The organism is Dietzia sp. NPDC055877 (genome assembly GCF_053615975.1).
The window spans coordinates 123580-148907 of the sequence record NZ_JBSHCV010000006.1 but is presented as its reverse complement, the minus strand read 5'-3'; the positions used below and the strand labels follow the sequence as shown (position 1 = coordinate 148907).

Below are 25328 nucleotides of genomic sequence, written 5' to 3'. Positions count from 1 at the left end.
TTCCGAGAACCGGGGTGAGCGGCAGTGGACCGTAACCTCGACGCCTTCCTGGATTCCTGGCCCGGATTCCAGGAAGGCATTCTCATCACCATCTACCTGACCCTGGGCGGGGCGGCGCTGGCGTTCGTCATGGCGCTGGTGCTCGGCGTGGCCGCGGGGTCGCGACTCATCGTGTTGCGCGGGATCGCCCGCACGATCATCGAGTTCTTTCGCGGAACCTCCCTGCTGGTACAGCTCTTCTGGCTGTTCTTCGTGTTGCCCCTGCTCGGGTACGAACTCGACCCGCTGTTCTGCGGGATCCTGGCACTGGGCCTGAACTACGGCGCGTATGCCGCCGAGGTCGTCCGCGGAGCGCTGGCGGCCGTGCCGGCCGCGCAGACCGAGGCCGCGATCGCGCTCAACCTCTCGACTTGGCAGCGGCTGTACAAGGTGACGTTCCCGCAGGCGTGGGTGCAGATGATCCCGCCGCTGAACAACCTGCTGATCCAACTCCTCAAGGGCAGCGCGCTGGCCAGCTTCATCCTGCTGCACGACCTGACCTTCCAGATCGGCGAACTGCGCAAGACCACGGGCGACACCCTCTTCGCGTTCGGAATCGGCCTGATCCTGTACTTCGTGATCGCCTACGTACTGACCCTCTTCATGAACCTGCTCGAATTCCTCGCCAAGGCCCGTCTCGGGACCGGACCGACGCTCAAGGGGCTGCTGAGTCTGCGGCCCGAACGCGTCGACGACGCGGTGGGGGTGGACCGATGAGCGTGAACTGGAGTTGGGAACGCGCGGTCGAGAGCATCCCGTTCCTGCTGGAGGGCTTCAAGATCACCCTGCTGGCCACGGTGGCGGGTTTCGTCATCGCCGCGATCCTCGGACTGGTGGTCGCGGTGCTACGGCGCTCGGGCCCGAAGGTCGTGACGGTGCCGCTGCGGATGGTCACCGAGTTCATCCGGCTGACGCCCCTGGTGGTGCAGCTGCTGTTCGCCTACTTCCTGCTGCCACAGTTCTCCGCGTTGCAGATCGGTATCACCGTGCTCGGCATCCACTACGCCACCTACATGGCTGAGGTGTACCGGGCCGGCATCGACGCGGTGCCCCGCGGGCAGTGGGAGGCCGCGCGTGCGCTGTCGCTGCCCCCGGGACGGACCTGGCGCGCGGTGGTGCTGCCGCAGGCCATCCGGAACACCGTGCCCGCGCTAGGCAACTACGCGATCTCACTGTTCAAGGACACCCCGTTCCTCTTCGCGATCACCGTGGTCGAGATGGTCACGGCCGCGCAGCAGTACGGCGCCCGGAACTTCCAATACCTCGAGCCGATCACGATCGCCGGCGTGATCTTCCTGCTCGCGAGCTACCCGACGTCGATCCTGATCCGGAGACTGGAGAAGACCCTTGTCTACTGACGGAAACCCCCCGACCGGACCCGCCCGGCCGGCGGACCCAGCGGGCGCGGGCTATGACGGCTCGCACATGGTGGTGTTCGACAAGGTGCTCAAGCAGTTCGGCAGCAACGTCGTGCTGGACCACCTGGACTTCACCGTGCGACGGGGCGAGCGTGTGGCCCTGATCGGCCCCAGTGGCTCGGGTAAGACCACCATCCTGCGTCTGCTCATGACGCTCGAAGAGGTCAACGACGGAGTGATCTGGGTGGAGGGCCAGCCCCTGACCCACCAGCGCAAGGGCGACAAACTGGTCAAGGCGTCCCAAAAGCACCTCCGGCAGGTCCGGTCGAAGATCGGGATGGTGTTCCAGCAGTTCAACCTGTTCCCCAACATGACGGTGATGGAGAACATCACCGAGGCCCAGATCCATGTCCTTAATCGCTCCAAGGCCGAGGCCGTGGACCGGGCCCGCGAGCTCCTGGCCACGGTCGGGCTGTCGGACAAGGAGAACGCCCACCCCACCACGCTCTCGGGCGGTCAGCAGCAGCGGGTCGCGATCGCTCGCGCGCTGGCCATGGACCCGGACATCCTGCTGCTCGACGAGGTGACATCCGCCCTCGACCCCGAGCTCGTCGCCGACGTCCTCGGTGTGCTGAGGACGATCGCCGAGACCACTGACATCACCATGCTGCTGGTCACCCACGAGATGGGATTCGCCCGCGACGTGGCCGACCGGGTTCTCGTGTTCGACAAGGGCAAGATCGTCGAGGAGGGCACGCCCGAGGCAATCTTCACCAACCCGCAGAAGGAGCGGACGCGGACGTTCCTCAAGGCCGTCCTCGACCGCTGACCGGGGGCGTCAGGCGGGCAGGACGCCGGCTGCCCGTAGTCCCTCTGCCTGCTCCTCGGTGATCCCGAGCTCGGAGAGCACCTCGGCGGTGTCCGCGCCGCGGTCGCGCGGGCCGAAGCGGACGGCGCCCGGGGTGTGCTCGAGCTTCACCGGGATGCCCACGCTGCGGTACCCGTCCCGCTCGACCACCATCTCGCGGTGGAGGACCTGGGGCAGCGACATCGCTTCCCCGACCGTGTTGACCGCCCCCGCCGGCACCCCGGCTGAGCGACACAGATCCGACAGCTCGGCGCGGCCCCACTCGCCGACGATCGCGCCGAGCGTCCCGCGCAGCTCCGCCGAATGGGCGAGCCGCTCGGCATTGGTGACGTAGCGCGGGTCCTCTGCGAGCTGGCCGACGCCGAGCGCGGAGGTGAGAGACCGGAACTGCGAGTCGTTTCCCACGCCGATGAAGAACGGGCCGTCCGCGCACTGGAACGTCTCGTACGGGCAGATCGTCGGGTGTGCCACGCCGGTGCGCGGCGGGGTCTCGCCCGTGGCGAACCACTTGCCGGCGTGCGGGTGGAGAATCGATACGGCGTTGTCGAGCAGCGCGAGGTCGACCAACTGGCCCCGGCCGGTCGTCTCCCGGGCGTGCACGGCCATGAGGATCCCTGCCATCGCGTTGAGGCTGGTGATGATGTCGACCAGGGGGATGCCGACGCGCATCTCGGGACCGTCGGCCTCACCGTTGATGCTCATCAGGCCGGACAGTGCCTGGAGGACGGCATCGTATCCGGGCGCGCCGCCGAGCGGACCGTCGACGCCGTACCCGGTGATCCGGCAGTGGATGAGCCGTGGGAACTCCACGGCGAGCACCTCGTCGGACAGGCCCCAACGATCGAGTGTGCCGGCCTTAAAGTTCTCGATCACCACGTCCGCCTCGGCCAGCAGTCGGCGAAGGAGGGACTGCCCCTCGTCGGTGCGCAGGTCCACGCTGATGTTGCGCTTGTTGCGGTTGAGCCCGTCGAAATAGGCGCTGTGGCCCGGTTTGACGAAGGGCGGGCCCCACCACCGGGTGTCGTCGCCGGCGGGGGGTTCGACCTTGATCACGTCCGCGCCGTGGTCGGCGAGCATCTGCCCGCAGAGCGGCCCGGCCAGGACGCGGGAGAGATCGACGACCCGCAGGTCGGTGAGCGCGCCGGTGCGGTCGGTGGTGTCGGTCATCTGTCACTCCTGGTGTTCGGTGTGGTCTGGTCGCGGGGGTCGGGTGCGCGACGGGTCGGCAGGGCACCAACCCGGCCGAGCTCGTCAAAGGGATGCCGGCGGAGCGAGACGCTCGTGGTGGCCGCCGAGGCGGCGGTGAGTGCGCCGGAGAGGAGGAATACGCTGCCCGGGCCGGCTATCCCGGCGATCGCGCCGGCGCCGAGGGGGACGAGGACCTGGGCGGCCCGGTTGCCGGTCAGTCGCAGCGACAGCGCTGCGGCGCGCTCCCCGGCCGGCGCGGCCGCGGTCACCCAGTTCATGGTCACGGGTTGGTTCATGCCCCAGAAGAACCCGATTACGGCGAGGCAGGCGAACATCGTCCCGGCGTCGCCGGCGAGGCCGAGTACGACCACCGCCGGGGTGGTTACGACGGGGGAGGCGATGAGGATCGCGCGCTGGGACCACCGCCGCAACGCCCACGGTGTGGCCGCGCGGGAGATCATGGAGAACACCGAGCGCGTCGCGACGAGCAGGGTCACCACGAGCGGCGTCAGCCCCACGGACTCGCCCAGCACGGGCATGTACGCGGTGATGAGGTCGAAACCCGTCACCACGATGAGCGCGGCGAAGATCGACGGCGGCATGCCCTTCCGGCGCAGGAGCGCGGTCATCGACTCGGCCCGGGGCTGACCTGCGCTTCGCGCGGGGGGCGTCGACCGGGGCAGGGCGAGCGCGAACGGCAGCGAGATGACGATCGCGCTCGCCATCACCCACAGCGCCGGCCCGGTGTCCACGTGCTCACCGGTGCGGCCGGCCTGGAGCAGGACGCCCATGACCGGCGTACCCACCGCCTGGCCGACCGAGACGGCGAGCGTGAACATCGCAAAGCCGTTGACGTGACGGTCGCGGGTGGTGAGCTCCATGACGAATCCCTGCGCGGCGATGAGGGTCATGACCTGACCCAGGCCGACCATCGCGTTGGCGGCGGCCAGGACGGGGATGGAGGGCGCCACCGCGGTCAGGGCGACCGCTGACGCGGACACCGCGGTACCGACGGCGAGGACGCCCCAGCTGCCGCGCCGGTCGACGAACCGCCCGAACTGCAGGGCGACGAGCATCGGCAGCGCCGCGAACGTGGCGGCGACCAGCCCCACCTGGGCGGCGTCACCGCCGAGCGCGAGTACCCGGTACGAGACCGCCACCCGCACGGCGTCGTACGCGCCGTTGACCAGCACGACGGCGACGAACAGTCGGGCGAGCGGAGCGGTCACGGATCGGCCTAGGCGCCGGTCACGGCGTCGAGCCACGCCGAGGGGATCCCGTCGACGGGGGCGCCCTCGACGATCATCGGCCAGGCCCCGTCCATCCCGCCGGTGACGGCGGCGCGGCTGAGGAAGCCCTCCCAGAAGGCGGCCGAGCCGAACTCCGACCGCCACTGCAGCGCGGGGAGGGTGAGCCGGTGCAGCGTGTGCTCATGCGTCGTGCCGATCGCGCCGTGGATCTGGTGTGTGTTGCGCACGGCGACGGCCAGCGCCTGCGAGACGACGCTCCGGGCCACGGCCACGCGGAATTCCGACAGGCCCCCGGCGAGGTCGTCGGTCAGGGCGTCGACGAGCGCGGTGTCCACGGCGGCGCGGGACAGTACCGATTCGGCGGCGATGTCCACGACCAGGTTCTGCACCGACTGGAACTTCGCCAGGGCCCGGCCGAACTGGTTCCGCTCGGTGGTGTGTGCGATCGACGAGGCGAGCATCCCGTCCATCGCCCCGACGCACTGGAGGGCGCGGGCGAGGGCGCCGCGCAGGACGTGGGCCTGCACCGCCGAGGCGGGGACCGGCGCCCACGGGTGGTCGCCGTCGGCGGTCACGGAGCCGGTGGGGACGGCGGAGATGCCCTCGGACTCGACGACGACGAGGTGGTCGGTCGCCACGTCGGCGACCTCGTAGCCACCTGATGCCCGCCGGACGCACAGGACTGTCGCGGTGGCGCCGGCCCAGGGCACGCGGTGCGCGGTGCCGTCGGACCCGAGGACCGCCACTGTTGCGGTCTGCCCGGACGAGTCGTCCAGGCTGGCAGCGCGGCGGAGGGGGCCGGCGAGCAGATCGGTCTCGGCGAACGGCACGGCCACACCGGCGGCCGCGAGCGTCCGCAGGAGGGCCGCGGCCTCGGTCCAGCCCGCGCCGCTACCGCCGGACTCCTCCGGCGCGGTGAGTCGGGCGAGGCCGACCTCGGTCAGGGTGGCCCACACCGCATCCGGGTCGGGCTCGACGTCGGGTCCGGAGAACCCGGAGACGAGGTCGTCCATGAGGTTCTGCAGGTCGGGATCGACACCGAGGTCGATCTCGGTGGTGTTCGAGGTGGTCATCAGCGCATCCCCAGTCCCCGCGCGATCACGCCGCGCAGGATCTCGTTGGTTCCGCCTCGGAGCGTGAAGCCCGGGCGTTGGTGTAGCCCTGCACGCAGGAGGGCGTCGATCTCTCCGGGGGCGGCGGGTGTCTCGTCGCCGAGCCCGGTGGAGACCACGTCGACGAGGTCGCCCTCGGTCGTGGTTCCGAGCAGTTTGACCAGCGCGGCCGCGGTGTCGGCCTTCTCTCCCCGTTGCAGGGCGCCCGCGATGTTCTGGCTCAGGGCGTGGAGACCGGCCATCCGGGCGACGGATCGGCCGAGGTCGGTCCGCTCGGGGAGCCTGCCCGCGGTGATCTCACCGATCTCGGCTGCGAGCAGGCGGAAGGAGGACAGGAAGCGTTCGGGCCCGCTGCGTTCGAAGGCGAGCTCGGCGTTGACCTGCTCCCAGCCGTTGCCCGGGGTGCCGAACACGCGGGAATCGGGGACGAACACCTCGTCGAGGACGACCTCGTTGAAGTGATGGTCCCCGGATAGCGAGACGATGGGGCGGATGGTGACGCCCTCGGCGCGGAGGTCGACGATGAACTGACTCAGGCCGGCGTGCCGGTGATTCGTGTCGAGTGGCTCGGTGCGGGCCAGGGCGATGAACGCCTCGGCGTGCTGGGCGCCGGAGGTCCACACCTTGGTCCCGGTGATCGTCCACCCGCCGTCGACGCGCACGCCCCGGGTGCGCACGCTCGCGAGGTCGGACCCCGAGTCGGGCTCGCTCATGCCGATGCCGAAGCAGCAGTCGCCGGCCGCGATCCGCGGCAGGAACTCCTGCTTCTGCTCCTCGGTGCCGTAGCGCAGCAGCGAGGGCGCGATCTGCCGGTCGGCCACCCACTGCGCGGCGACCGGGGCGCCCACCGCGAGGAGTTCCTCGGTGATGACGAAGCGCTCGAGGTGTGTGCGACCGCGGCCGCCGTACTCCTCGGGGATCGTCATGCCGACCCAGCCGCGATCGGCCAGGCGCCGGGTGAACGCCTCGTCCCAGCGGGTGAGCCACGTGTCGATCCACGGGGTGAATGCGCCGGCGGCGATCTCGGCGGCGAGGAACTCCCGCACCTGACCGCGGAGCTCCCGCATCTGCGGGGTCTCCACGGTCGTGGGCGGGGCGAAGGTGGTACTCATCGGTTCTCCTGCTGGTGAGGGCTGTCGGGCCGCGTGATGTCACTATGACACCGCTCGGCTGATTACGCAATAGAGCAACTAGTTACGGATTTAAGTAAGTATCGGCTGCGACTTGGTAGGCTCGTGCTCATGACCACCACTGCCGAGCTCGATGCCCAGATCCCGGAACGGCCCAGGCATCGGATGGTGGACAGGGTGGCATCAATCCTCGAGGCGGTGGCCCGGTCCGGATCGGGGATGACGCTCACGGCGATCGCCAAGGCGCTCGGCGCACCGGTCAGTTCGACGCAGGGGCTCGTGAACGGCCTGGTGGCCACCGGGTATCTGGACGAGCGGGACCGGGTCTACACCCTCGGGATGGCGCCGTACCTGCTCAACGTCATCGCGGGTCGCCCTCCCGTGACGCAGGTCCCCCACGACGCGCTCGAGGCGATCAACGAGGAGACCGGGATGGTCACCGTTCTCTCCGCCGCGGTGGGCGACGACCTGTTCTACGTCGATCACGTCTCGTCCGACCCCGCCTATGCGTACCTCGCCGAGAACCGTCTGCGGCGCTCGTTGCTCCGGACGTCGGCCGGGTGGGTCCTGCTCGCGGCGCGGGAGAACCGGGACCTCTGGGCCTACCTCAATGCCCGCCCCGAGGCGGATTCCGGCCGGGTCGAGGCCTTCCTCGAGGCGCTCGCGCAGATCCGCGAGACCGGGATCTGCGCGGCGCCCCACGCCGCCGAGAAAGGCGCTGATGGCGTGTCGGTCGCGGTGACCGAGCGGGGCGGCACGATCGCCGCGGTGGGCGTCATCGGTTCCCGTGCCGAGATCGATGAGCGACGTGACGACCTCGTGGAGATCCTCGGCCGTCACGTCGCCACCTGGCAGCTCGACTGACCGCGCCCGGTCAGCGACCCTCGTAGTTCCCCGGTCGCTTCTCGCCGAACGCCGCGAGCGCCTCGCGGTGGTCCGCGGTGTGGTGCGCGAGGGCCTGCATGGCCGCGGAGAGCTCGAGCACCGACTCCAGGGACTGGTGCTGGGATTCGCGGAGGAGTTTCTTGGCCATCCGGACCGAGTGCGGCGGGTTCTTGGCCACTCGCGCGGCCAGCTCACGGGCCGCGCCCATCAGCTCCTCGGGCTCGACCACCCGGGAGACCAATCCCCAGTCGAGCGCGGTCGCGGCGTCCACGCGGTCGCCGGTCAGCGCCATCTCGGCCGCGCGGGCCGGGCCCACGGCCTTGGTCAGCAGCCACGCGCCGCCGTCGCCGGGGATGATGCCCAGTTGGACGAAGCTCTCGGCGAACCACGCCCTGCTCGACGCCACCCGGAGATCACACATGAGGGTGAGATCGCAGCCCGCGCCGACGGCCGGGCCGTTCACGGCCGCGATCACGGGCACCTCGCAGTGGTAGAGCGCGCGCGGGATCCGCTGGATGCCGTCGCGGTAGCCGCCGCGCACCTCGTAGGGGCTCCCCCCGAACATTCCGCTGCGGTCGACCATGTGCTTGACGTTGCCGCCCGCGGAGAACGCGGAACCGGCGCCGGTGAGGATGACGGCACGCACATCGGGGTCGGCGTTGACGACGGACACCCGGTGGACGAGCGCCTCGATCACACGGTCGTCGGAGATGGGGTTGCGAGCGTCCGGCAGGTTGATGGTCCAGGTCTCGATGTGATCGGCGCGGTCGATCAGCAGCGCGTCGTCGGAGGTGTTCTCTGTCATCGTCATTCCTTTGCGGGGGAGGGTTGGAGTGGGTGTCGGAGTGGGTCGGTCGGGTCGGCTCAGGTCACATTGTCTCCGGGATCCAGAGCACGATGCCGGGGAATATGAGGAACAGCAGGGCAACGGCCAGCATGGCGATCACGTACGGGAAGGCACCGCGGAAGACCTCCTCGACCCGGCGGCCGGCGGAGCGGGCCACCACGAACACGTTGAGGCCCATGGGCGGGGTGACGAGGCCGACCTCGGCCAGGAGCACCATGAACACCCCGAACCAGATGGGGTCGTACCCGAGCTCGACGACCAGCGGGAGGACGACCGGGACGGTGAGCGCGATGATCGCGATCTGGTCCATGAAGAAGCCGAGCACCACGTAGACGATGCCGATGCACAGCATGATGACGAACGCGGGGAGCGTGAGGTCGCCGATCCACGCGACGAGCGTCGGCGTGACCTTGGTCTCGGTGAGGAAGTGGCCGAAGACGTGCGCCCCGATGATGATGGCGAAGATCATGGCCGTGGACTTGGTGGTCTCCACCAGGGTGTGTCCCACGCCGGCGAGGCTGAACCGCCCGCGCGCGATCACGAGAATCATCGCCGCGACGCTTCCCAGTGCCGCCGCCTCGGTAGGAGTGGCCCACCCGAGGTAGATGGAGCCGACCACGGCGAGGAAGACCAGTGCCAGCGGGGCGGCCGTGCCCAGCGCGCGTCCCTTCTCGGCCCACGTGGAGGGCTGCCCGGACGGTACGGCCTCGGGATCGCGCAGCATTGTCACGTAGAGCATCACCACGAGAGCGCACGCGATGATCACGCCGGGCAGGGCGCCGGCGATGAGCACGTCGCCCACGCTCACCTCGGCGGTGATCGCGTAGAAGACCAGGATGATCGACGGCGGGATCATGGCGGCGAGGGTGCCGACCACCGCGACGAGGCCGCTCGCGGTCTTGGGACTGTAGCCCTCGTCGATCATCTTGAGCGTCGAGGTCTGGGCGAGCGTGGCGGCCGCCGCGGTGGAGGAGCCGGACACCGACGCGAACGCGGTGCCCGCGCCGATGGAGGCGACGGCCGTGCCTCCCCGGATGCGGCCGACGATGGCCCGCGCCGCGTCGAAGAGCGAATCGAGCAGTCCGGACAGCATCAGGAGGTGCGCCATGAGGATGAACAGCGGCACGGCGGACAGCGAATAGCTCATCACCGAGGTCGCGGGCACGGTCTGCATGACCCCGTCGACCACGCCGAAGCCGCCCACGGCGAACAGTCCGATGATGCCGGCACCGAGGATCGCGAACGACACCGGGACCCGGATAAGGATGAGGACGAGCAGGAGCACGACTATGGCGAGTGCGAGCATGTCAGATCTCCTCTGCGTGGATGCCGGGCTCGTAGTCGGTGGCGACACGATTGAACGGGGCGGTGAGTTCGCGATAGAGGTCGATGGCCACCACGACGAAACCGAGGCCGGAGGCCACCGGGATGATCGACTTCCACCACCAGCTCGGAAGTGACAGTTCAGCCATCCCGGGTGGGGGGATCTCCGAGGTGACGAACGAGAACTGCATGGCGCGCGTTCCCGAGTACACCAGGAGCACGAGCCCGGCGAGGATGATGAGGTACGTGATCAGCAGCAGTACCTTGCGCACCGGCTCGGGGGTCTTCTCGAAGATGGTGACCACGGCGACGTGCGCGCCGGCGCGGTAGGCCGTGACCGTGCCGAAGAAGGCGAGGGTCATCATCAGGTACTGCTCGACCAGGCCGACGTTCCAGCCCAGCGGTGCGTCGAAGGCGGTCCGGGTGAACACCTCGAGCGCGGTGAGGGCGACGATGACGACGATCGCGACGCTGGCGATCACCGCGCAGAACGCGGAGATCCCGTTCTGGATGCGGTCGAGCCTCGGGTGGGTGTCGGTGAGGTAGCCGAACGGCGTCCGACGGGCGGGTGTGGACCCCTGGCGGGGGGCGATGACCTCGGGTACCTGGTCGCTCATGATCGCTCGCTTCCGTGCTCGGACTCCGCACGGGCGAGTGCGGCGGTGAAGTCGTCGAGGACCCGGCGGGCGGGCAGACCGATGCTCTCCAGGTCCTTGACCCAGGACTCCCGGACGGGCGCGGCCAGCGCCTCCCAGTGGGGACGCTCGGCGTCCGTGACCTCGATCATCTGTACGCCCGCGTCGCGCATTGCCTGCTTAGACTCGTCCATCGACCGGTTGATCTCGCGGCACACGGAGTCCTGTGCGACCTCGGATGCTTCGGCGAGGACGGCCTGCTGCTCCGGGGTCATCTCGTTCCAGACCGTGTCGGAGACGGAGTAGGTGACCGTGAACGAGCCGAGGTTGGCACCGTCGGTGGAGTACTGGATGACCTCCTCGAGGCTGTACGGCGTGATGCTCAGTGGGCTCGCGAGGGTGCCTTCGACGGTGCCGCGGGAGATCGCCTCGTACATGTCACCCAGCGGCATCGAGACGCCGGCCGCGCCGGCTGCGTCCACCACGCGGTCGGCCGCGCCTCCGGTCGATCGCATGATCTTGCCGTGGAGAGCGTCGACGGAGTCGACGGGGAACGCGCCCGACATGGCTTCGTAGCCGGGGATATAGGCGACCCAGAGCGGGTGCACGTCCTGCGGCGCGAGCTCGGTCTCGAACAGCGTGGTCCCCGGCTGCATGATCTCGAGCATCGCGTCACCGCCGACGCACGAGTCCTGGGTGAAGCCGGGAAGGTCTCCCACGTTCGCCAGGGGGAGTTGCGTTCCCACGTACGCGGGGGAGACGGCTGCGATCTGGGCGATGCCGGTCCGCAGCACGGCGGGCATGTCCCGCTGCTTTCCGAGCTGGCCGGAGTCGAAGTACACGATCTCCATCCCGGCGGACGGCGCCGTGTCCCGGAGGATCTCCATGAAGTCGGTCGTGCCGCTGCGCCCGATGGGGTGGGTGGCGGCGAAACTGTCCGCGACCCTGATCTCCAGAGGCTCGGACGGGTTGTCGGGCTCGCCGGAACATGCCGTCGCGGCGATCGCCACGGATAGGCCGGCCGCGAGCGTCGACGCCGCGCGACGGGCTGTGGTCCGCCGGGCTGCACCGCGGATCGGACGAGGGGGGCGTCTCATGAGAATCCTTAACTAGGGAACCCACTACGCATATACGTAGCAAACGGGACGCGGCTAGGATATGTCGTGACGTGAGTCACTGTCAATCCCGCTGAGCGGGAGAGTTTGGGACGACGACGTGCGTACCGTGCGCGGTAAGCATGTTGCAAGCGGCGCTGCCAGCCCGGACTCGTGTCCGGGGTCAGTGCGCGGGCTCGAGCCCGTTCCGCATCCCCCACGCCACGGCCTGCGCCCGCGTGGTGACCCCGATTTTCCGGTAGGCCTCACGGATGTACGACTTCACGGTGTTGGGCGAGAGGTAGCGCGACCGGGCGATCTCCTCGTTGGAGTAGCCGCGCACGATCAGCGAGAGCATCTCGGCCTCGCGGGGGCTCAGGCCCACGCCTTCGGCGGGCCAGTGATCGCCGGCGACGCCGCCGTCCCACGCGCCGAGGTCCACCACGCGATGCCCGCCGGCGATCGACTCGATCCCCTCGACGAGTTCCTCGGCGGGGAGTGACTTGGCCAGGAAACCGCCGGCGCCCGCGGCGAGTGAGTCCTCCACGGCCCGCGGGTCGGTCATGAACGAGTAGACGGCCACGGCGCCCACGCGCGGGTCGGTCGCCAGCTCAGCCAGCTGCACCTGCCAGTCGAGCGGTGCGGCGAACGTGTCGAACAACGCCACGTCCACGATGAGGTCAGGATTTGTCCGGAGTTGGGTTTCCACGACCAGCACCCGGTCGGCGAACGGGGACAGCAGCGCGCGCACGCCGGCCACCACGATGTCGAAGTCGTCGATAACGCACACGCTGACCGGCATGGGGCAAAGGTAGCAGCGGGTGGCACACGAATTTGTCGGGGCCTGCAGTTTTCTCCCCGCCCGGCGGTGATCACACCCCTGGGGGTGTGCCGCGGGTCAGCGCCTCTGGCAGAAGGTTGATCTCGTAATGGAGGAGATGACCTGGATGACAATGCCGACGGGGATCCGCCGGATCGACGAACGATGGGAATGGGCAGATCACGGGCATTGTCAGGAGTTGCCGGATCTGTTCTACAACTCCGAGGACGAGCCCAAGCGGGTGCGCCGCCGGAAGGAGACCGCCGCCAAGAAGATCTGTGCCGGCTGCCCTGTCTTGGCCGAGTGTCGCGAGCATGCCGTGGCCAACGGTGAATTGTATGGCGTCTGGGGCGGCCTGACCGAGATCGAACGTCACCGCCTGGCTGGCCGGGCCCGCACCGGCTGAACCCGCAGCCGACGCGGCGGGCGCCGGCCCCGCGTCAGCGCACCGGGATCGCGACGAGCTTGGTCTCGAGGAACTCCTCGATTCCGGTCGTCCCGCCCTCGCGGCCTAGCCCCGACTGCTTGATGCCGCCGAACGGTGCCGCCGGGTTGGAGACCACGCCGACGTTGACGCCGACCATCCCCGCCTGTAGCCGCTCGGACATCGTCAACGCGCGGTCGAGGTTCTCGGTCATGACGTACGAGACCAGTCCGAACTCGGTGTCGTTGGCCAGTTCCACGGCCTCATCGTCGGTGTCGAAGGGGATCAATGCGGCGACGGGGCCGAAGATCTCGGTCGTCATCAGTTCGGACTCGGGCGAGACCCCGGTGATCACGGTGGGCGGGTAGAAGAACCCCGGCCCGTCTCCGCGATTACCGCCGGTTAGGACCTCGGCGCCCCGCGAGACGGCGTCGTCGACCAGCCCCTCGACCTTGGCGACGGCCTTCTCCTCGACCAGCGGGCCCACGTCCACGCCGTCCTCGACACCGTTGCCGACGGTGAGCGCGCCCATCTTCTCGGTGAGGCGCCGCCCGAACTCGTCGATCACCGAGCTGTGCACGAGGATCCGGTTGGCGGACGTGCACGCCTCGCCCATGTTGCGCATCTTGGCGGCCATGGCGGCGGCGACAGCGGTGTCCATGTCCGCGTCCTCGCACACGACGAACGGCGCGTTCCCGCCCAGCTCCATGGACGTGCGCAGCACCCCGCGTGCGCACTGTTCGAGCAGTGACCTGCCGACGGGGGTGGAGCCGGTGAAGGAGAGCTTGCGGGCGATGCCGGAGTCGATCCACGGCTCCACCACGTCGCCGGGCGAGGTCGTGCACACGACGTTGAGCACGCCGTCGGGCAGCCCGGCCTCACGCAGCAGATCGACCACGTACAGCGAGGTCAGGGGTGTGAGGTTGGCGGGCTTGAACACCATGGTGCAGCCGGCGGCGATCGCCGGCCCGATCTTGCGGGTGGCCATGGCCAGCGGGAAGTTCCACGGGGTGATGAGGATGCACGGCCCCACTGGCTCGGCGGTGACCACCAGCCGGGTGTTGCCGTCGGGGGAGCGGCGGGCGTCGCCGGGGATGCGGCAGGCCTCCTCGGAGAACCAGCGGAAGAACTCGGCGCCGTAGGTCACCTCGCCGCGCGCCTCGGCCAGCGGTTTTCCCATCTCGGTGGTCATGATCAGCGCGAGCTCGTCGGCGTGCTCGATGAGTAGTTCGTAGGCACGCCGGAGGATCTCGGCCCTCTCGCGCGCGGGCACGGCCGCCCAGCTCGCCTGGGTGCGACCGGCGGCCTGGATCGCCGCCGCGGCGTCGTCGGCACCGCCGTCGGCGAGGGTCGCCACGGGTTCGCCGGTGGCCGGGTTGTGCACCTCGAACGTGGCGCCGGTGGCGGCGTCGCGCCACTGGCCGTCCACGTGGATGCCGGTGCCGAGGGTGGCGATGAGATCGGCGACGGAGCGGGTCATGGCTGCCTCCTGGGGGTCGGGTCGGTCGGGTCGGGGTCGAGGAGTTCGAACAGGTGACGGCCGGTCCGGCGGCCGACGCGCGGGTCGCGCGCCGCGAGGTGGGCGACCTGGGTGGCGCACGAGAACCCGTCGGCCAGGACGGGGGCCTCGGGATCGGCACGAAGGGTGGGGGCCAGGGTCTGCTGCGCCACCGCGTCGGCGACGAACTCGTGCCCGGCGGTGAACCCAAAGTCCCCGGCGAGGCCGCAGCAGCCGGTGGCCTCGCGTACCGAGCCCACGCCGAGGGCGGTGAGGGTGGCGCGCTGGACCCGGTTGCCGAAGGTGGCGTACTCGTGGCAGTGGGTCTGCACCGTGACGCGGTCGGGCGGGGCGCCGCCGGGCCAGGCGGGGGCGCGGCCGGAGGCGGCCAGTACGCCCAGGTGCTCGGCGGCGGAGCGCACGCGCGCGGCCACGCGGCGGGCGAGCTCGGCGTCAGAGGTCTCCGCGAGGAGCCTGGGAAGGTCGCCGCGCAGGGCGGCGGCGCAGGAGGGTTCGACGACGACGACGGGGACCTCCTCCCCGTCCGGGCCGCGGATCCCGTCGAGGTGCCGCACGGTCTCGCTCAGGGTGCGGCGGGCGGCGTCCAGCCGTCCGGTGGTGATGTGGGTCAGCCCGCAGCAGTGGCCGGAGCTGCACGCGACGGACGTGTGCGAACCGCCGAGGACGCGGGCGGCCGCGCCGGCGACCGCGGGGCGCAGTCCCCGGGTGAAGGAGTCGAGGAAGAGCACCACCTCGGCCGAGGTGCGCGTGGCAGCGGCGGAGGCCGGCGTGGCGGCCCCGCGCCTGACTGCCCAGACGCTGTCGGGGGCCCGGGCCAGTTCGGTTCGCAGTTCGGCGGCGGAGGCGAAGCGGGGCAGCTCACGGTCGGCGGCGACCCCGCCCACCCGGGCGGCGGCGCGCCCGAGCCGCGTGGACATGACGGCGTTGAGCGGCCCGGCGATCCGGCCGGTCGCGCGCAGCCACACCGGCAGCAGGCCGAGGGAGTAGTGCACCCGGGGCCGGGGTCGCCCCCGGTAGCGGCGGTGCAGGGCCTCGGACTTGAAGGCTGCCATGTCCACACCGGTGGGGCAGTCCGACGAGCACGCCTTGCAGGCCAGGCACAACTCGAGTGATTCCTCGACCGCCGGGTCGTCGACGGGCAGGGTGCCGCGCACGACCTCCTGCAGGACGCGGGCGCGGCCCCGGGTGGAGTCCTTCTCATCGCCGGTGGCGCGGAACGACGGGCACATCACGCCGCCGGTGGAGGTGCGGCAGCGGCCCACCCCGATGCAGGCCTGGACCGGGTGGGCGCCCCCTGCGGAGGTGAGCAGGCCCAGGTCGCGCGGGGGGCGCCGGTCGGGGATGCCGTCCAGGGCCAGATCGACATCCAGTGGTCGGGTGGCGGTGAGCCCGCCCGGAGCGAGCAGCCCCGCGGGGTCCCACAGGCGCGCGAAGCGGTCGAACGCGCCGAGCATCTCGGGCGAGTACATGACCGGCAGCAGTTCGGAGCGGGCCCGGCCGTCGCCGTGCTCCCCGGAGAGCGAGCCGCCGTGGCGCACGGCGAGGCGGGCGGCGTCGGTGCAGAAGGCGCGGAAGACGGCCCGACCGGCGTCGCTCCTCAGATCGAAGGTGATGCGGATGTGCATGCAGCCGGCGCCGAAGTGTCCGTACATCACGCCGGTGAGTCCGTGCTGGTCCAGCAGTTCGCGGAACTCGGCGAGGTAGTCGGCCAGGCGCTCGGGCGGGACGGCCGAGTCCTCCCAGCCGGGCCACGACTCGATGGTCCGGCCGGTGACCGGGTCGGTGAGCCGCGAGCTGAGCCCGGCGCCGTCCTCGCGGACCCGCCACAGGTCGGCGCGGGCCACGGGGTCGGTCACGACGAGCGCCCGGATGGCGTGACCGGTCCGGACGAGTTGGTCGGCCAGTGCGGCCATCCGGGCCTCGGGCCCGCTGGCGGTGTCGGTGCCCGGGGTGGCAGCCTCGTCGTCGTCCAACTCGATGAACAGCCACGCGCGTCCGTCGGGGAGCTCGGCGACGGAGTCCGCGCCGCGCCGGGAGCGCATCGTCGCGACGATCACCTCGTCCACGCCCTCTACGGCTGTAGGGCGGTGCGGCAGGATGGCCGTCACGTCGCGCGCGGCGTCCACGACATCGGCGTATCCCACCACGAGCAGGCCGGTACGGGCGGCGCGCGGCACGATCCGCATACGCGCGGCGGTGACGATCGCGCAGGTGCCCTCCGACCCCACGAGCGCCCGGGCCACGTCGAAGCCCTCCTCGGGCAGGAGGTGCCGCAGGTGATAGCCAGACACCTGGCGGGGGATCCGGCCGAGCTCGGTGCGGATCGCGGCGAGGTGATCGGTGGCCAGGTCCCGGAGTTCGGTGGTGAGGTGTTCGGCGCGCGCGGTGGCGGCGGCATCGCGCGGGTCGGTGGCCTCGATGCCGCGCCGGGTGGCGGTCAGTCGCAGGCCGTCGGCGGTGACCAGGCGCAGCGCCTCCACGTGGTCGGCGGTCCGGCCGTGACGCACCGAGTGGTTCCCACACGCGTCGTTGCCGATCGCCCCGCCCAGGCAGGCCCGCGACTGGCTGGACGGGTCGGGGGCGAAGGTCAGGCGGCTGTCGGTGGCGGCGTGGACGGCGGCGCGCAGCTCGGTCAGGACGACGCCGGCCTCGGCGGTGACCACCCTGGCTGCCTCGTCCACCTCGCGCACGCGGTTCAGGTGCCGCGACAGGTCCAGCACGAGGCCGCTGCCGATCGCGTTGCCGGCCATCGACGTGCCGCCGCCCCGAGCGGTGGCCGGCACGCCGAACCGGTGGCATGCCGCCAGCGCGGCGGCCACCTCCTCCTCGGTGCGGGGGAACACCACGGCCGCGGGGGCGACCCGGTAGTTGGAGGCGTCGTAGGAGTATTCGGCGATGCGGCGGGGGTCGGACTCGGGCGACAGGCCGGCGGCGGTGAGCGCCTCGATCAGCGCGTCGCGGCGGGCCCCCACCGTCGCGGTCACGACCGGCCCACGACCCGGTGGACGGCGCGGGTCAGGCGCTCGACGCCCGCGTTGACCTCGTCGGCGGTCACGACCAGGGCCGGGATGACGCGCACGATCGAGCCGGTCGGGCCGCAGGTCAGGGTGAGCAGGTCCTCGTCGATGCAGGCCTGCTGCACGGCGCCGGCCAGGCGGGCGCCCTCGAGCGCGCCGGGGCTGCCTGCGGGCGCGGCTGCGTCACCGAACTCGACGGCCAGCATGAGTCCGGTACCGCGGATGTCGCAGATCTCGCTCACGTCGCCGAGATTACGCCGAAGCCCGTCGAGAAGTTGCGTTCCGCGCTCGGCGGCACCCGCCACCAGTCCCTCGCGCTCGATGACGCCCAACGTCGCGACGGCCGCCGCGGCCGCGACCGCGTTGCCGCCGTAGGTGCCGCCCTGCGACCCGGGCCAGGCCTTGGCCATGATCTCCTCCGGCGCGGCGATGGCCGAGATGGGAAAACCCGAGGCGATGCCCTTGGCGGTGATGAGGACGTCCGGCACCAGTCCCTCGGTGTGCTGGTGGCCCCAGAACCGGCCCGTGCGCCCGACGCCGGCCTGCACCTCGTCGAGCACGAGCAGCGCGCCGTGCGCGGTGGCGCGCTCGCGCAGCCCCTGCAGGTAGCGCTGCGGGACGGCCATGTAGCCGCCGTCGCCGAGCACCGGCTCGATCACGATCCCCGCCAGCTCGCGCGGGTCGATGCGGGTGGCGAGCAGGAAGTCGAACTCGGCCAGCGCGTAGTCCACGGCCTCGTCCTCGCTCATCTTCAGTCGCAGCGCATCGGGGTAGGGGGTCTGCGCGACGCCGGCCATGAGCGGGCCGAACCCGGCGGAGAACTTGGTGCCGGCGGTGGTCAGGCTCGCGGCGGCGACGGTGCGCCCGTGGAAGCCGCGCTGCACGGTGACGATGTACTGCCGGCCGGTGGCCATGCGCGCCAGGCGCACGGCGGCCTCGACCGCTTCCGAGCCGGAGTTGGCGTAGAACACCGAGTCGATACCCGATGGCAGGTGCTCACCCAGCTTCTCTGTGAGCTCGAGAAGCGGCTGGTGCATGACGGTCGTGTACTGCGCGTGGATGATCTTCGCGCACTGCGCCTGCGCGGCCGCCACCACGTCGGGGTGGCAGTGGCCGGTCGAGGTCACGCCGATGCCGGTCGTGAAGTCGAGGTAGTCGCGGCCGTCGGTGCCGTGGATCCACGAGCCCAGGGCGTGGTCCACCACGACGGGCGTGGCCTGCTTGAGGACGGGGGACAGGTGCGCGGTCATGCGGTCAGTGTGTGACCGGTCGGGGCGATTGTCAACAATCCGACAACGCCGGATTCCGGCGGGTTACGGTGGTGGCATGACGCAGGAGAAGCCGACCGTCGTACTGCTCACCGCCGACGGCGTCCCCGAGCCCGCCGACCTCGCCACGGTGCGCGATCTCGCCGACGTCCGGGTCTGCACCGCCGGCACTCTCGCCGAGGCCCTGCCGGGCGCCGAGATCCTTCTCGTCTGGGACATCTTCTCCGGCGCGCTGGCCGACGCCTGGCACGCCGCCGACTCGCTGCGCTGGATCCACGTGGCCGCCGCGGGTGTCGACGCCCTGCTCTTCGACGAGCTCCGCGAGTCGGACGTGCTGGTCACCAACGCGAGCGGGGTGTTCGACGGCCCCATCGCCGAGTACGTGCTGGCGTGCGTGCTGGCCCACGACAAGCGCCTGCACGAGACCGAGGCCTTCCAGCGCGCCGGGAGGTGGCGTCACCGCGAGACCCTCCGGGTGGCCGGCCGCCGCGCCCTGGTCGTGGGGACCGGCGGGATCGGGCGGGCCACCGCGCGCCTGCTCCGCGCGGTCGGGCTCGAGGTCCACGGCGCGGGACGACGACGACGGGACAGCGACGAGGACTTCGGCCACGTCGTGGATTCCGCGGACCTGGCCGCGCACCTGCGCGAGGTCGACCATCTCGTCATGGTCGCGCCGCTGACGGAGGCCACCCGGGGGATGCTCGGTGCGCAGGAGCTGGCGGCCCTGCCCGACGGCGCCCACGTGATCAACGTCGGACGCGGAGAACTCGTCGATCAGGATGCGCTGACCGCCGAGCTCGCGACGGGCCGACTGTCGGCGCACCTGGACGTCGTCGTCGTCGAACCTCTTCCAGGTGGTGACCCACTCTGGGCACTCGGGGGCGCGCACATCAGCCCCCACATGTCCGGCGACGTGGAGGGCTGGCGCGACACACTCTCCGCGCAATTCGTCGACCACCTGCGGACATGGCTGGGCGGTGACGAACCGGCGCCAGCGGTCGACAAAGGTCGAGGATACGTCAGCAGCTGAGTGGTTGTCCAAGGTCACAGGGTCTTCTACGGTCGGGCTCATAGGCGCGTGAACCATCCGTGCCCCCGACCGAGAGGAGAACAATGACCCTGGCCGTCGATGACTACATCACCCGAGTGAGCGGTGCCCCGGTGATCGTCGACCGACCGGACCCGGTGGTGTGGTCCGACCTGGACGATCCCGAGATCCGGGACTTCGCCGACCGCGGGTACATCCAGCGCGAGGGCGCGATCGACGATGCCCGGATCAACGCCTGCCTCGAGGAACTGCAGCGGATCGGCCACCATCCGGACATGGCCGACGACCCGCGGATCATCCGCGAGGCCGGCAGCGAGGCCGTCCGCTCGATCTTCGATGTGCACCTGCTCAGCGACGTCGTGTGGGAGGCCGTCGAGAGCTCCGGCGCGATCGAGCTGGCACGCGAGATCCTAGGCTCGGACGTGTACGTGCACCAGAGCCGACTCAACTACAAGCCCGGTTTCGCCGGCGGCGCGTTCTACTGGCACTCGGACTTCGAGACCTGGCACGCCGAGGACGGCATGCCGCGGCCGCGCGCCTGCAGCGCCTCGATCGCGCTCACGCCCAACCGCACCTACAACGGGCCGCTCATGATCATGCCCGGCACCCAGAAGTACTTCGTGCAGTGCGCGGGCGAGACGCCGGACGACTACTTCAAGGAGTCCCTGGTCTCGACGGCGCCGAAGGTCGGGGTGCCCTCGGAGGAGCACATCTCCGAGCTGTACCGGCGGCACGGCCTCGACGTGCTCACCGGCGACGCGGGGTCGATGACCGTGTTCGACTGCAACGCGCTGCACGCCTCCGGCGGGAACATCACGCCCATGCCGCGGGCCAACGTGTTCATCGTGTTCAACAGCGTCGACAACGCGCTGGCCGAGCCGTACGCGGGCACCCCGCGGCGCCCGGACTTCCTCGCACGCCGACCCTGACCGGGCGACCGACCGGTCACGCGGCGGACAGGCCCATAAGGTCTGCCGCCTCGGCGAACGCGTCGACGAACGCCCGCAGCTGGCGCCGCCTCGTATCGCGTTCCCGGAAGGTGACCGACACCGTGCGGGTGGGGGATTCGACGAGCGGCAGCACGTCCACGCCCTCGGGTGTGGTGACCAGTCCCAGGTCGGAGGCGATCGTCACGCCGAGGCCGGCGGCGACCAACGCGAGGGCGGTGGACTGCTCGCCGGCCTCGTGGCGGACCTCCGGATCGAAGCCGGCCTCGCGGCAGGCTATCCGGACCGCCCGACCGAAATGCGATCGCGGGTGCGCGATCACCCAGGGCGCGCCCGCGAGGTCGGTCAGCGACACCTCGCCGGCCGGGATCGACCCCCGCGGCACCACCGCGCGCAGGGACTCGACCGCGACGGGCAGGCGGGCCAGGTCGGGAACCCGCGCCATCGGATAACTCGAGTAGTCGAGGACGAAGGACAGGTCGAGCGAGCCGTCCCGGACCGCGCCGGTGGTGTCCTCGGGTGCCAGCTCGCGGGTGCGGACGCTGATCTGCGGGTGGTCGCGGCCGAGGACCCGCAGGCCCGCGGGCAGCAGTGCCGTGGCCACCGACGCCCACACCCCGGCCGTCAGCGTGGTGGCACCGCCCTCGCGGGCCGACTCCATGGCGTGGCCCGCGTCCTCGACGGCCGCCAGGATCGTGCGGGCGTGCCCGGCCAGGACCAGCCCGGCCTCGGTCAGCACCAGCCCCCGGCCCCGCCGCTCGAACAACGGCGTGCCCGCCTCCCGTTCCAGCAACGAGAGTTGCTGGGACACCGCCGAGACCGTGTAGTCCAGCGCGGACGCGACGGCCGTGACGGTGCCGCGCCGCTCCAGCTCGTGGAGCAACCGCAGGCGGTGCAGGGACGGCTCCATGGGCCAGATCGTAGGAGGGGGAGCGACATCGTGCAGGAAAAGTGAACGGTGGACTCCATGAATCCTCGCTGGACCGGTCGGTAGAGGGCTCTCATGCTGGGGGTACGCCACCGGATAGGCCGGTCGGCGCGGTCGCCGCCCACGGGGCGGACACCACAGCGAGGAGGCGAGCATCATGACGTCGATCGAGATTCCCGGCAGGGCAGGCATTCCGGCGGTGGCACCGGGCGCCCCCGGCACTCCCACCTCGCCCTCGCAGGCGCCCGGTCGGGCGACCCGCGAGCCGTACCTGCGCCTGCACTGGGAGGACGACCTCACCGACGCGCGCGGCTACCTCGTGGTGGACACGCTCGTCGGGGGACTGGCGACCGGCGGAACCCGCATGCGGGCCGGCTGCACCATGGGGGAGGTGGAGGACCTCGCCCGCGGCATGACCCGAAAGACCGCGGCGTTCGATCTGCCCGTGGGCGGCGCGAAGGGCGGGATCGACTTCGACCCCAAGGACCCCCGCGCCGTGGAGGTGCTGGCGCGCTTCTGCGAGGCCATGCACCCGTTCCTCGACCGGCATTGGGTGACCGCCGAGGACCTGGGCGTGACCCAGCAGCTCATCGACGAGGTCTTCGCCCGACTCGGCATGCGCCAGTCGTACCACGCGGCCATCGAGCGTTCGTCGAACTGCGCGGACACCACCGAGCGCATCTACCGCGGCCTCAACGCTCAGGTGCCGGGCGGCCTGCTCGGCGACGTGATCGGCGGGTACGGGGTCGCGCAGGCATGCCTGGCCGCCGCGAGCGTGCGCGGCTGGGACATCGAGCGCACCTCGGTGGCGGTCCAGGGCGTGGGCACCATGGGCGGCGCCGCCGCCTGGTACCTGCACGAGGCCGGGATGAGGGTGGTGGCCCTCGCCGACGCCGGTGGCACCCTTTACGACCCGGCGGGGCTCGATGTCCACGCGTTGCTGGCCACCCGCGATCGCTACGGCGAGATCGACCGCGACGCCGTCCCCGCCCGCGTGCAGCGACTGGACCGCGACGCGATCCTCGGCATGGACGTCGACGTCCTGGTCCCCGCCGCCGTCTCGTACGCGATCACGGCCGAGAACTGCGCCCGGGTGACGGCCCCGGTGATCGTCGAGGCCGCCAATGCCGCCACGACGGCGGATGCCGAGCTCGACCTCACCGCCCGCGGGATCGCGGTGGTGCCCGACTTCGTGGCCAACGCGGGCGCCGTGGCGTGGGCGTGGTGGCTCATCCTCGGCGAGGTCGACGAGCGGGCCGAGACCTCGTTCCTGCGACTGGGGCGGGCCATGACGACGAAGGTCGCCGACCTCATGAGCGACTGGACCCCGTCCGACGGTCCGTTGCGGTGGGCGGCCGACGTCTCCGACAGGGTGCGGGACGTCCCCGCGGTGGTGGTGCCCTGACGCCCGCGAGGGCGCCGCGTCAGTCCCGGGCGGGCTCGCGAGCCCCGTAGCCGAGCGCCTCGTTGATGCGCCGCTCCCACGGTAGCCAGACGTGAGAGCGGCGCATCCCCTCGCGGATTTCCGGGGGCGGCCCCTCGAACAGGAACGCGCCCTCCTCGCGGCCGAGGAGCTGCCGGACCTCGGGATGCGCATGGGCCGCGCGGATGACGTTGAGCAACGTGTCCTCGTCCACGTCGAAGTTGAGCAGACTGATGGGATTCGCCCGTTCCCCGACGCGAAACGGGCCCTCGGGGATCGTGGCCTCGTCGGTGGTGGTGAAGACGATCTCGGCGCGCTTTCCGATCCCGAACGGCCGCATCGCGCTCGGGCCGCGGTGGACGTTCACCTCGAGGATCGAGCGCCAGGGGGTCAGTGCGACCAACGAGTCGTTCTGGCCGGCGAGCCCGTGCGGCGAGAACTCCAGGCGTCGCCCCAGCGGCACCTTCGCCAGCATCCAGAAGGTGTAGACGATCAGAAAGATGTTGAGGGCCACAAAGGCGGGGTACTGCCGGTGGTGCGAGATGTGTATGGCGCCCACCCTGTCGGCTGTGATGGCCCCGATGCCGAGCATCACGAACCCGAGAACGGCCATGCCGCCAGCGGTCCACGGCGTCCAGTCCCCGCGGGCGCTGACGTGTGTGATGCCGTCCGTGACGCTCACGCGCCCCCGTCGGACAGGGATCGCACCGGAGCGGCCGACATAGGCGAGGGCACCGCCGCAGAACAGAATGAACACGCCGGCCAGGGCGACGATGACGCTCGGGTGCGTGGAGGACCAACTGATGTTGAAGACCGTCCAGGCGAGCGTGGCGGCTGCCCCTACCCCGGCGAGCACAGCGGCGACCAGTGCGGCCGGGTCGGTGCGGTCGTAGAAGTGTCGGCGCCACTCCAGTGGCGCGGCATCGTTCTCCTGCCGAGGCTCGGGTGTGCTCACCATCCGAAGCCCTCCTTTCCGTCAGCACGTTCTCGTTCGATGTGGTTCCGCAGGGCGGCGGTGGCCGCGGGGCCGGCCAGCAGCCTGACGCCGGCCCCGAGCGCGAATCCGAGCGCGGTACCGGGGCCGGGCAGGACGCTTCCGGCGGCCGCCCCGGCCAGCGCGGACGCCGCCACCCCGGCGCTCTCGATGGCGAGCGCCTCCCCGAGGGACTCGTGCTCCGGTCTCGTGGCGAGCCCGATCGCCAGTCCCAGGCCGGTGCCGAGCACCGGGAGGCTTCGGGTGACCGCGCTCGCGGCGTCCATCACCTCGGCTGTCGAGTCCAGGGCGTCTAGGCTTCCGGAGATGGCCGCGCCGGCGGCCACGGTCCGGGGGTCTATCTCGATCAGCTCGGGCTCATAGGGGTAGGAGACGTACGACTCGGTCATGGACAAGAGGTTCAGCGCGTTGGCCGCCGCGAGGTCGAGGTCCTCCAACGCGCGCAGGAGCGGCAGGATCCGGCTCTCGATCGCCGAGGCGTCGGCCTCACCGCGCTGGTGCGCACGGGCCACCTCCGGGTCGGAGGGATCCCCGATGAGCAGCGGACCCCGCACCGTGCCGTCGTCCGCCACCCGGCACTGCGCTGCGGCGGCCTCGTCGACGGCGTCCAGCAGTCGACTCCGCAGGCCCGGGGCCCGGGCGCAGAAATCGGAGAGGGCCCGGACCGCGTTCTCGGCTTTCCTGGCGACGATGGTGATGTCCCGCGTGATTTCGGCGCAGCTCCCGGCGGAGGCGGAGACGGTATCGCCCGCGGAACCGTCGAGGTGCGCGTCCGCGGCCGAGCGCACGGCCGCGGCCGAATCCAGGAGGATCTCCTCGTCGACTCGCAGGTCGTCGACCCGGGCGCACACCGTGTCGAGGTCCCAGGACATGACGTCCGGCACCGTCAGGCTCATCGCGGCGGCCCCACGGGTCCGAGGGCGGCGGTGGTGGCCCATTCCTGGTCCTCGAGGACGCCGGCCGCGGCGACGAGCGCCTCGATCTCGGCATCGAACCGTGTGGCGATATTCTCCTTGAACTCCAGGATGTCGAGGGAAACCGCACCGTGGCACTCGGCGATGAGCGAACCGCGCAGGGCCGCCCCGATGGCCGTGAGCGCATCGGCCGGGGTCACATCGGCGGTGCGCTGTTCCTCGGTGCCGAGGGCCCGGGCCAGCGCGCGCAGGCGGGACGAATCGACGTCGGTGATGTCAGGCATGGGCCCTCCGGTG

Annotated in this window: 24 protein-coding genes; 8 read left to right on the top strand and 16 right to left on the bottom strand. The window is 71.0% G+C overall.

Annotated elements, in window-relative coordinates; genetic code table 11:
• Positions 1–24 precede the first annotated feature (24 nt).
• From ehuC to ehuA, 3 genes are all read left to right on the top strand, one after another.
• Complete coding sequence (gene ehuC / locus ACWGLC_RS09440) at positions 25–756, top strand: ectoine/hydroxyectoine ABC transporter permease subunit EhuC (protein ID WP_452099643.1); 732 nt, start codon at positions 25–27, stop codon at positions 754–756.
• Positions 753–1397 (top strand): ectoine/hydroxyectoine ABC transporter permease subunit EhuD, encoded by a 645-nt coding sequence (gene ehuD / locus ACWGLC_RS09435; RefSeq protein WP_230931368.1) that lies wholly within the window; start codon positions 753–755, stop codon positions 1395–1397. Before ehuC ends, ehuD begins: the two co-directional genes overlap by 4 nt.
• Positions 1398–1464: 67 nt before the next feature.
• Positions 1465–2226, top strand: coding sequence for an ectoine/hydroxyectoine ABC transporter ATP-binding protein EhuA (ehuA, locus tag ACWGLC_RS09430; RefSeq protein ID WP_230931369.1), 762 nt, complete (start codon positions 1465–1467; stop codon positions 2224–2226).
• A 9-nt stretch (positions 2227–2235) separates the two neighbouring features.
• Here ehuA and ACWGLC_RS09425 read toward each other — a convergent pair whose 3' ends face one another.
• From ACWGLC_RS09425 to ACWGLC_RS09410, 4 genes are read right to left on the bottom strand one after another with little or no spacing between them, the layout of a single operon-like run.
• Complete coding sequence (locus ACWGLC_RS09425) at positions 2236–3432, bottom strand: CaiB/BaiF CoA transferase family protein (protein ID WP_452099642.1); 1197 nt, start codon at positions 3430–3432, stop codon at positions 2236–2238.
• Positions 3429–4682 carry an MFS transporter gene (locus ACWGLC_RS09420; RefSeq protein WP_452099641.1) on the bottom strand — a complete coding sequence of 418 codons (1254 nt, stop codon included), beginning with the start codon at positions 4680–4682 and terminating at the stop codon, positions 3429–3431. The genes ACWGLC_RS09425 and ACWGLC_RS09420 overlap by 4 nt, the downstream gene beginning before the upstream one ends.
• A gap of 8 nt (positions 4683–4690) precedes the next feature.
• A complete protein-coding gene (locus ACWGLC_RS09415; RefSeq protein WP_452099640.1) occupies positions 4691–5776 on the bottom strand; it encodes an acyl-CoA dehydrogenase family protein in 1086 nt (361 codons plus the stop codon).
• Complete coding sequence (locus ACWGLC_RS09410) at positions 5776–6927, bottom strand: acyl-CoA dehydrogenase family protein (protein ID WP_452099639.1); 1152 nt, start codon at positions 6925–6927, stop codon at positions 5776–5778. The genes ACWGLC_RS09415 and ACWGLC_RS09410 overlap by 1 nt, the downstream gene beginning before the upstream one ends.
• A 129-nt stretch (positions 6928–7056) precedes the next feature.
• Between ACWGLC_RS09410 and ACWGLC_RS09405 the strand changes: the two genes are divergently transcribed.
• A complete protein-coding gene (locus tag ACWGLC_RS09405) occupies positions 7057–7809 on the top strand; it encodes an IclR family transcriptional regulator (RefSeq protein ID WP_230931374.1) in 753 nt (250 codons plus the stop codon).
• Positions 7810–7819: 10 nt separating this feature from the next.
• Here the strand turns inward: ACWGLC_RS09405 and ACWGLC_RS09400 are convergent, their stop codons facing one another.
• The 5 genes from ACWGLC_RS09400 to ACWGLC_RS09380 form a co-directional block, all read right to left on the bottom strand.
• On the bottom strand, positions 7820–8635 hold the full coding sequence (locus ACWGLC_RS09400; RefSeq protein WP_230931375.1) for a crotonase/enoyl-CoA hydratase family protein: 816 nt from the start codon (positions 8633–8635) through the stop codon (positions 7820–7822).
• A gap of 64 nt (positions 8636–8699) precedes the next feature.
• Positions 8700–9983 carry a TRAP transporter large permease gene (locus tag ACWGLC_RS09395; protein ID WP_452099638.1) on the bottom strand — a complete coding sequence of 428 codons (1284 nt, stop codon included), beginning with the start codon at positions 9981–9983 and terminating at the stop codon, positions 8700–8702.
• 1 nt (position 9984) lies between these two features.
• Positions 9985–10617, bottom strand: a complete 633-nt coding sequence (locus ACWGLC_RS09390) for a TRAP transporter small permease (protein WP_452099637.1) — start codon at positions 10615–10617, stop codon at positions 9985–9987.
• Entirely contained in the window at positions 10614–11732 is a 1119-nt protein-coding gene (gene dctP, locus ACWGLC_RS09385) for a TRAP transporter substrate-binding protein DctP (RefSeq protein ID WP_452099636.1), read from the bottom strand. Before dctP ends, ACWGLC_RS09390 begins: the two co-directional genes overlap by 4 nt.
• A gap of 181 nt (positions 11733–11913) precedes the next feature.
• Positions 11914–12531, bottom strand: a complete 618-nt coding sequence (locus ACWGLC_RS09380; protein WP_452099635.1) for a LuxR C-terminal-related transcriptional regulator — start codon at positions 12529–12531, stop codon at positions 11914–11916.
• A 145-nt stretch (positions 12532–12676) separates the two neighbouring features.
• Between ACWGLC_RS09380 and ACWGLC_RS09375 the strand changes: the two genes are divergently transcribed.
• Positions 12677–12955 carry a WhiB family transcriptional regulator gene (locus tag ACWGLC_RS09375; protein ID WP_452099634.1) on the top strand — a complete coding sequence of 93 codons (279 nt, stop codon included), beginning with the start codon at positions 12677–12679 and terminating at the stop codon, positions 12953–12955.
• Between the two features lie 34 nt (positions 12956–12989).
• Here ACWGLC_RS09375 and ACWGLC_RS09370 read toward each other — a convergent pair whose 3' ends face one another.
• From ACWGLC_RS09370 to ACWGLC_RS09360, 3 genes are read right to left on the bottom strand one after another with little or no spacing between them, the layout of a single operon-like run.
• Positions 12990–14453, bottom strand: a complete 1464-nt coding sequence (locus ACWGLC_RS09370) for an NAD-dependent succinate-semialdehyde dehydrogenase (RefSeq protein ID WP_452099633.1) — start codon at positions 14451–14453, stop codon at positions 12990–12992.
• Positions 14450–17476 carry an FAD-binding and (Fe-S)-binding domain-containing protein gene (locus ACWGLC_RS09365; RefSeq protein WP_452099632.1) on the bottom strand — a complete coding sequence of 1009 codons (3027 nt, stop codon included), beginning with the start codon at positions 17474–17476 and terminating at the stop codon, positions 14450–14452. The genes ACWGLC_RS09370 and ACWGLC_RS09365 overlap by 4 nt, the downstream gene beginning before the upstream one ends.
• Positions 17473–18759 carry an aspartate aminotransferase family protein gene (locus ACWGLC_RS09360; RefSeq protein WP_452099631.1) on the bottom strand — a complete coding sequence of 429 codons (1287 nt, stop codon included), beginning with the start codon at positions 18757–18759 and terminating at the stop codon, positions 17473–17475. The genes ACWGLC_RS09365 and ACWGLC_RS09360 overlap by 4 nt, the downstream gene beginning before the upstream one ends.
• Positions 18760–18835: 76 nt before the next feature.
• Between ACWGLC_RS09360 and ACWGLC_RS09355 the strand changes: the two genes are divergently transcribed.
• Positions 18836–19807 (top strand): D-2-hydroxyacid dehydrogenase, encoded by a 972-nt coding sequence (locus ACWGLC_RS09355; RefSeq protein ID WP_452099630.1) that lies wholly within the window; start codon positions 18836–18838, stop codon positions 19805–19807.
• A gap of 83 nt (positions 19808–19890) precedes the next feature.
• Positions 19891–20754, top strand: a complete 864-nt coding sequence (gene thpD, locus ACWGLC_RS09350) for an ectoine hydroxylase (protein ID WP_452099628.1) — start codon at positions 19891–19893, stop codon at positions 20752–20754.
• Positions 20755–20770: 16 nt separating this feature from the next.
• On the opposite strand, the gene ACWGLC_RS09345 is transcribed toward thpD, so the two are convergent.
• The gene (locus ACWGLC_RS09345) at positions 20771–21682 is read right to left on the bottom strand and encodes a LysR substrate-binding domain-containing protein (protein ID WP_452099627.1); all 912 of its coding nucleotides are present in this window, start codon (positions 21680–21682) and stop codon (positions 20771–20773) included.
• 175 nt (positions 21683–21857) lie between these two features.
• Between ACWGLC_RS09345 and ACWGLC_RS09340 the strand changes: the two genes are divergently transcribed.
• On the top strand, positions 21858–23105 hold the full coding sequence (locus ACWGLC_RS09340; protein ID WP_452099626.1) for a Glu/Leu/Phe/Val dehydrogenase dimerization domain-containing protein: 1248 nt from the start codon (positions 21858–21860) through the stop codon (positions 23103–23105).
• Positions 23106–23124: 19 nt separating this feature from the next.
• On the opposite strand, the gene ACWGLC_RS09335 is transcribed toward ACWGLC_RS09340, so the two are convergent.
• Genes ACWGLC_RS09335 through ACWGLC_RS09325 form a run of 3 tightly spaced genes read right to left on the bottom strand, consistent with a single transcriptional unit; the run spans position 23125 to position 25315 of the window.
• Positions 23125–24081, bottom strand: coding sequence for a hypothetical protein (locus ACWGLC_RS09335; protein WP_452099625.1), 957 nt, complete (start codon positions 24079–24081; stop codon positions 23125–23127).
• Positions 24075–25013, bottom strand: a complete 939-nt coding sequence (locus tag ACWGLC_RS09330) for a hypothetical protein (RefSeq protein WP_452099624.1) — start codon at positions 25011–25013, stop codon at positions 24075–24077. The genes ACWGLC_RS09335 and ACWGLC_RS09330 overlap by 7 nt, the downstream gene beginning before the upstream one ends.
• Complete coding sequence (locus ACWGLC_RS09325) at positions 25010–25315, bottom strand: hypothetical protein (protein ID WP_452099623.1); 306 nt, start codon at positions 25313–25315, stop codon at positions 25010–25012. Before ACWGLC_RS09325 ends, ACWGLC_RS09330 begins: the two co-directional genes overlap by 4 nt.
• Positions 25316–25328 lie beyond the last annotated feature (13 nt).

Excerpts from the sequence above, each read along its gene's own strand:
- ehuD (WP_230931368.1), top strand. The coding sequence starts at position 753 with ATGAGCGTGAACTGGAGTTGGGAACGCGCGGTCGAGAGCATCCCGTTC.
- ehuA (WP_230931369.1), top strand. The coding sequence starts at position 1,465 with ATGGTGGTGTTCGACAAGGTGCTCAAGCAGTTCGGCAGCAACGTCGTG.
- ACWGLC_RS09425 (WP_452099642.1), bottom strand. The coding sequence starts at position 3,432 with ATGACCGACACCACCGACCGCACCGGCGCGCTCACCGACCTGCGGGTC.
- ACWGLC_RS09415 (WP_452099640.1), bottom strand. The coding sequence starts at position 5,776 with ATGACCACCTCGAACACCACCGAGATCGACCTCGGTGTCGATCCCGAC.
- ACWGLC_RS09410 (WP_452099639.1), bottom strand. The coding sequence starts at position 6,927 with ATGAGTACCACCTTCGCCCCGCCCACGACCGTGGAGACCCCGCAGATG.
- ACWGLC_RS09405 (WP_230931374.1), top strand. The coding sequence starts at position 7,057 with ATGACCACCACTGCCGAGCTCGATGCCCAGATCCCGGAACGGCCCAGG.
- ACWGLC_RS09400 (WP_230931375.1), bottom strand. The coding sequence starts at position 8,635 with ATGACAGAGAACACCTCCGACGACGCGCTGCTGATCGACCGCGCCGAT.
- ACWGLC_RS09395 (WP_452099638.1), bottom strand. The coding sequence starts at position 9,983 with ATGCTCGCACTCGCCATAGTCGTGCTCCTGCTCGTCCTCATCCTTATC.
- ACWGLC_RS09390 (WP_452099637.1), bottom strand. The coding sequence starts at position 10,617 with ATGAGCGACCAGGTACCCGAGGTCATCGCCCCCCGCCAGGGGTCCACA.
- dctP (WP_452099636.1), bottom strand. The coding sequence starts at position 11,732 with ATGAGACGCCCCCCTCGTCCGATCCGCGGTGCAGCCCGGCGGACCACA.
- ACWGLC_RS09380 (WP_452099635.1), bottom strand. The coding sequence starts at position 12,531 with ATGCCGGTCAGCGTGTGCGTTATCGACGACTTCGACATCGTGGTGGCC.
- ACWGLC_RS09375 (WP_452099634.1), top strand. The coding sequence starts at position 12,677 with ATGACAATGCCGACGGGGATCCGCCGGATCGACGAACGATGGGAATGG.
- ACWGLC_RS09370 (WP_452099633.1), bottom strand. The coding sequence starts at position 14,453 with ATGACCCGCTCCGTCGCCGATCTCATCGCCACCCTCGGCACCGGCATC.
- ACWGLC_RS09360 (WP_452099631.1), bottom strand. The coding sequence starts at position 18,759 with ATGACCGCGCACCTGTCCCCCGTCCTCAAGCAGGCCACGCCCGTCGTG.
- ACWGLC_RS09355 (WP_452099630.1), top strand. The coding sequence starts at position 18,836 with ATGACGCAGGAGAAGCCGACCGTCGTACTGCTCACCGCCGACGGCGTC.
- thpD (WP_452099628.1), top strand. The coding sequence starts at position 19,891 with ATGACCCTGGCCGTCGATGACTACATCACCCGAGTGAGCGGTGCCCCG.
- ACWGLC_RS09345 (WP_452099627.1), bottom strand. The coding sequence starts at position 21,682 with ATGGAGCCGTCCCTGCACCGCCTGCGGTTGCTCCACGAGCTGGAGCGG.
- ACWGLC_RS09340 (WP_452099626.1), top strand. The coding sequence starts at position 21,858 with ATGACGTCGATCGAGATTCCCGGCAGGGCAGGCATTCCGGCGGTGGCA.
- ACWGLC_RS09335 (WP_452099625.1), bottom strand. The coding sequence starts at position 24,081 with ATGGTGAGCACACCCGAGCCTCGGCAGGAGAACGATGCCGCGCCACTG.
- ACWGLC_RS09330 (WP_452099624.1), bottom strand. The coding sequence starts at position 25,013 with ATGAGCCTGACGGTGCCGGACGTCATGTCCTGGGACCTCGACACGGTG.
- ACWGLC_RS09325 (WP_452099623.1), bottom strand. The coding sequence starts at position 25,315 with ATGCCTGACATCACCGACGTCGATTCGTCCCGCCTGCGCGCGCTGGCC.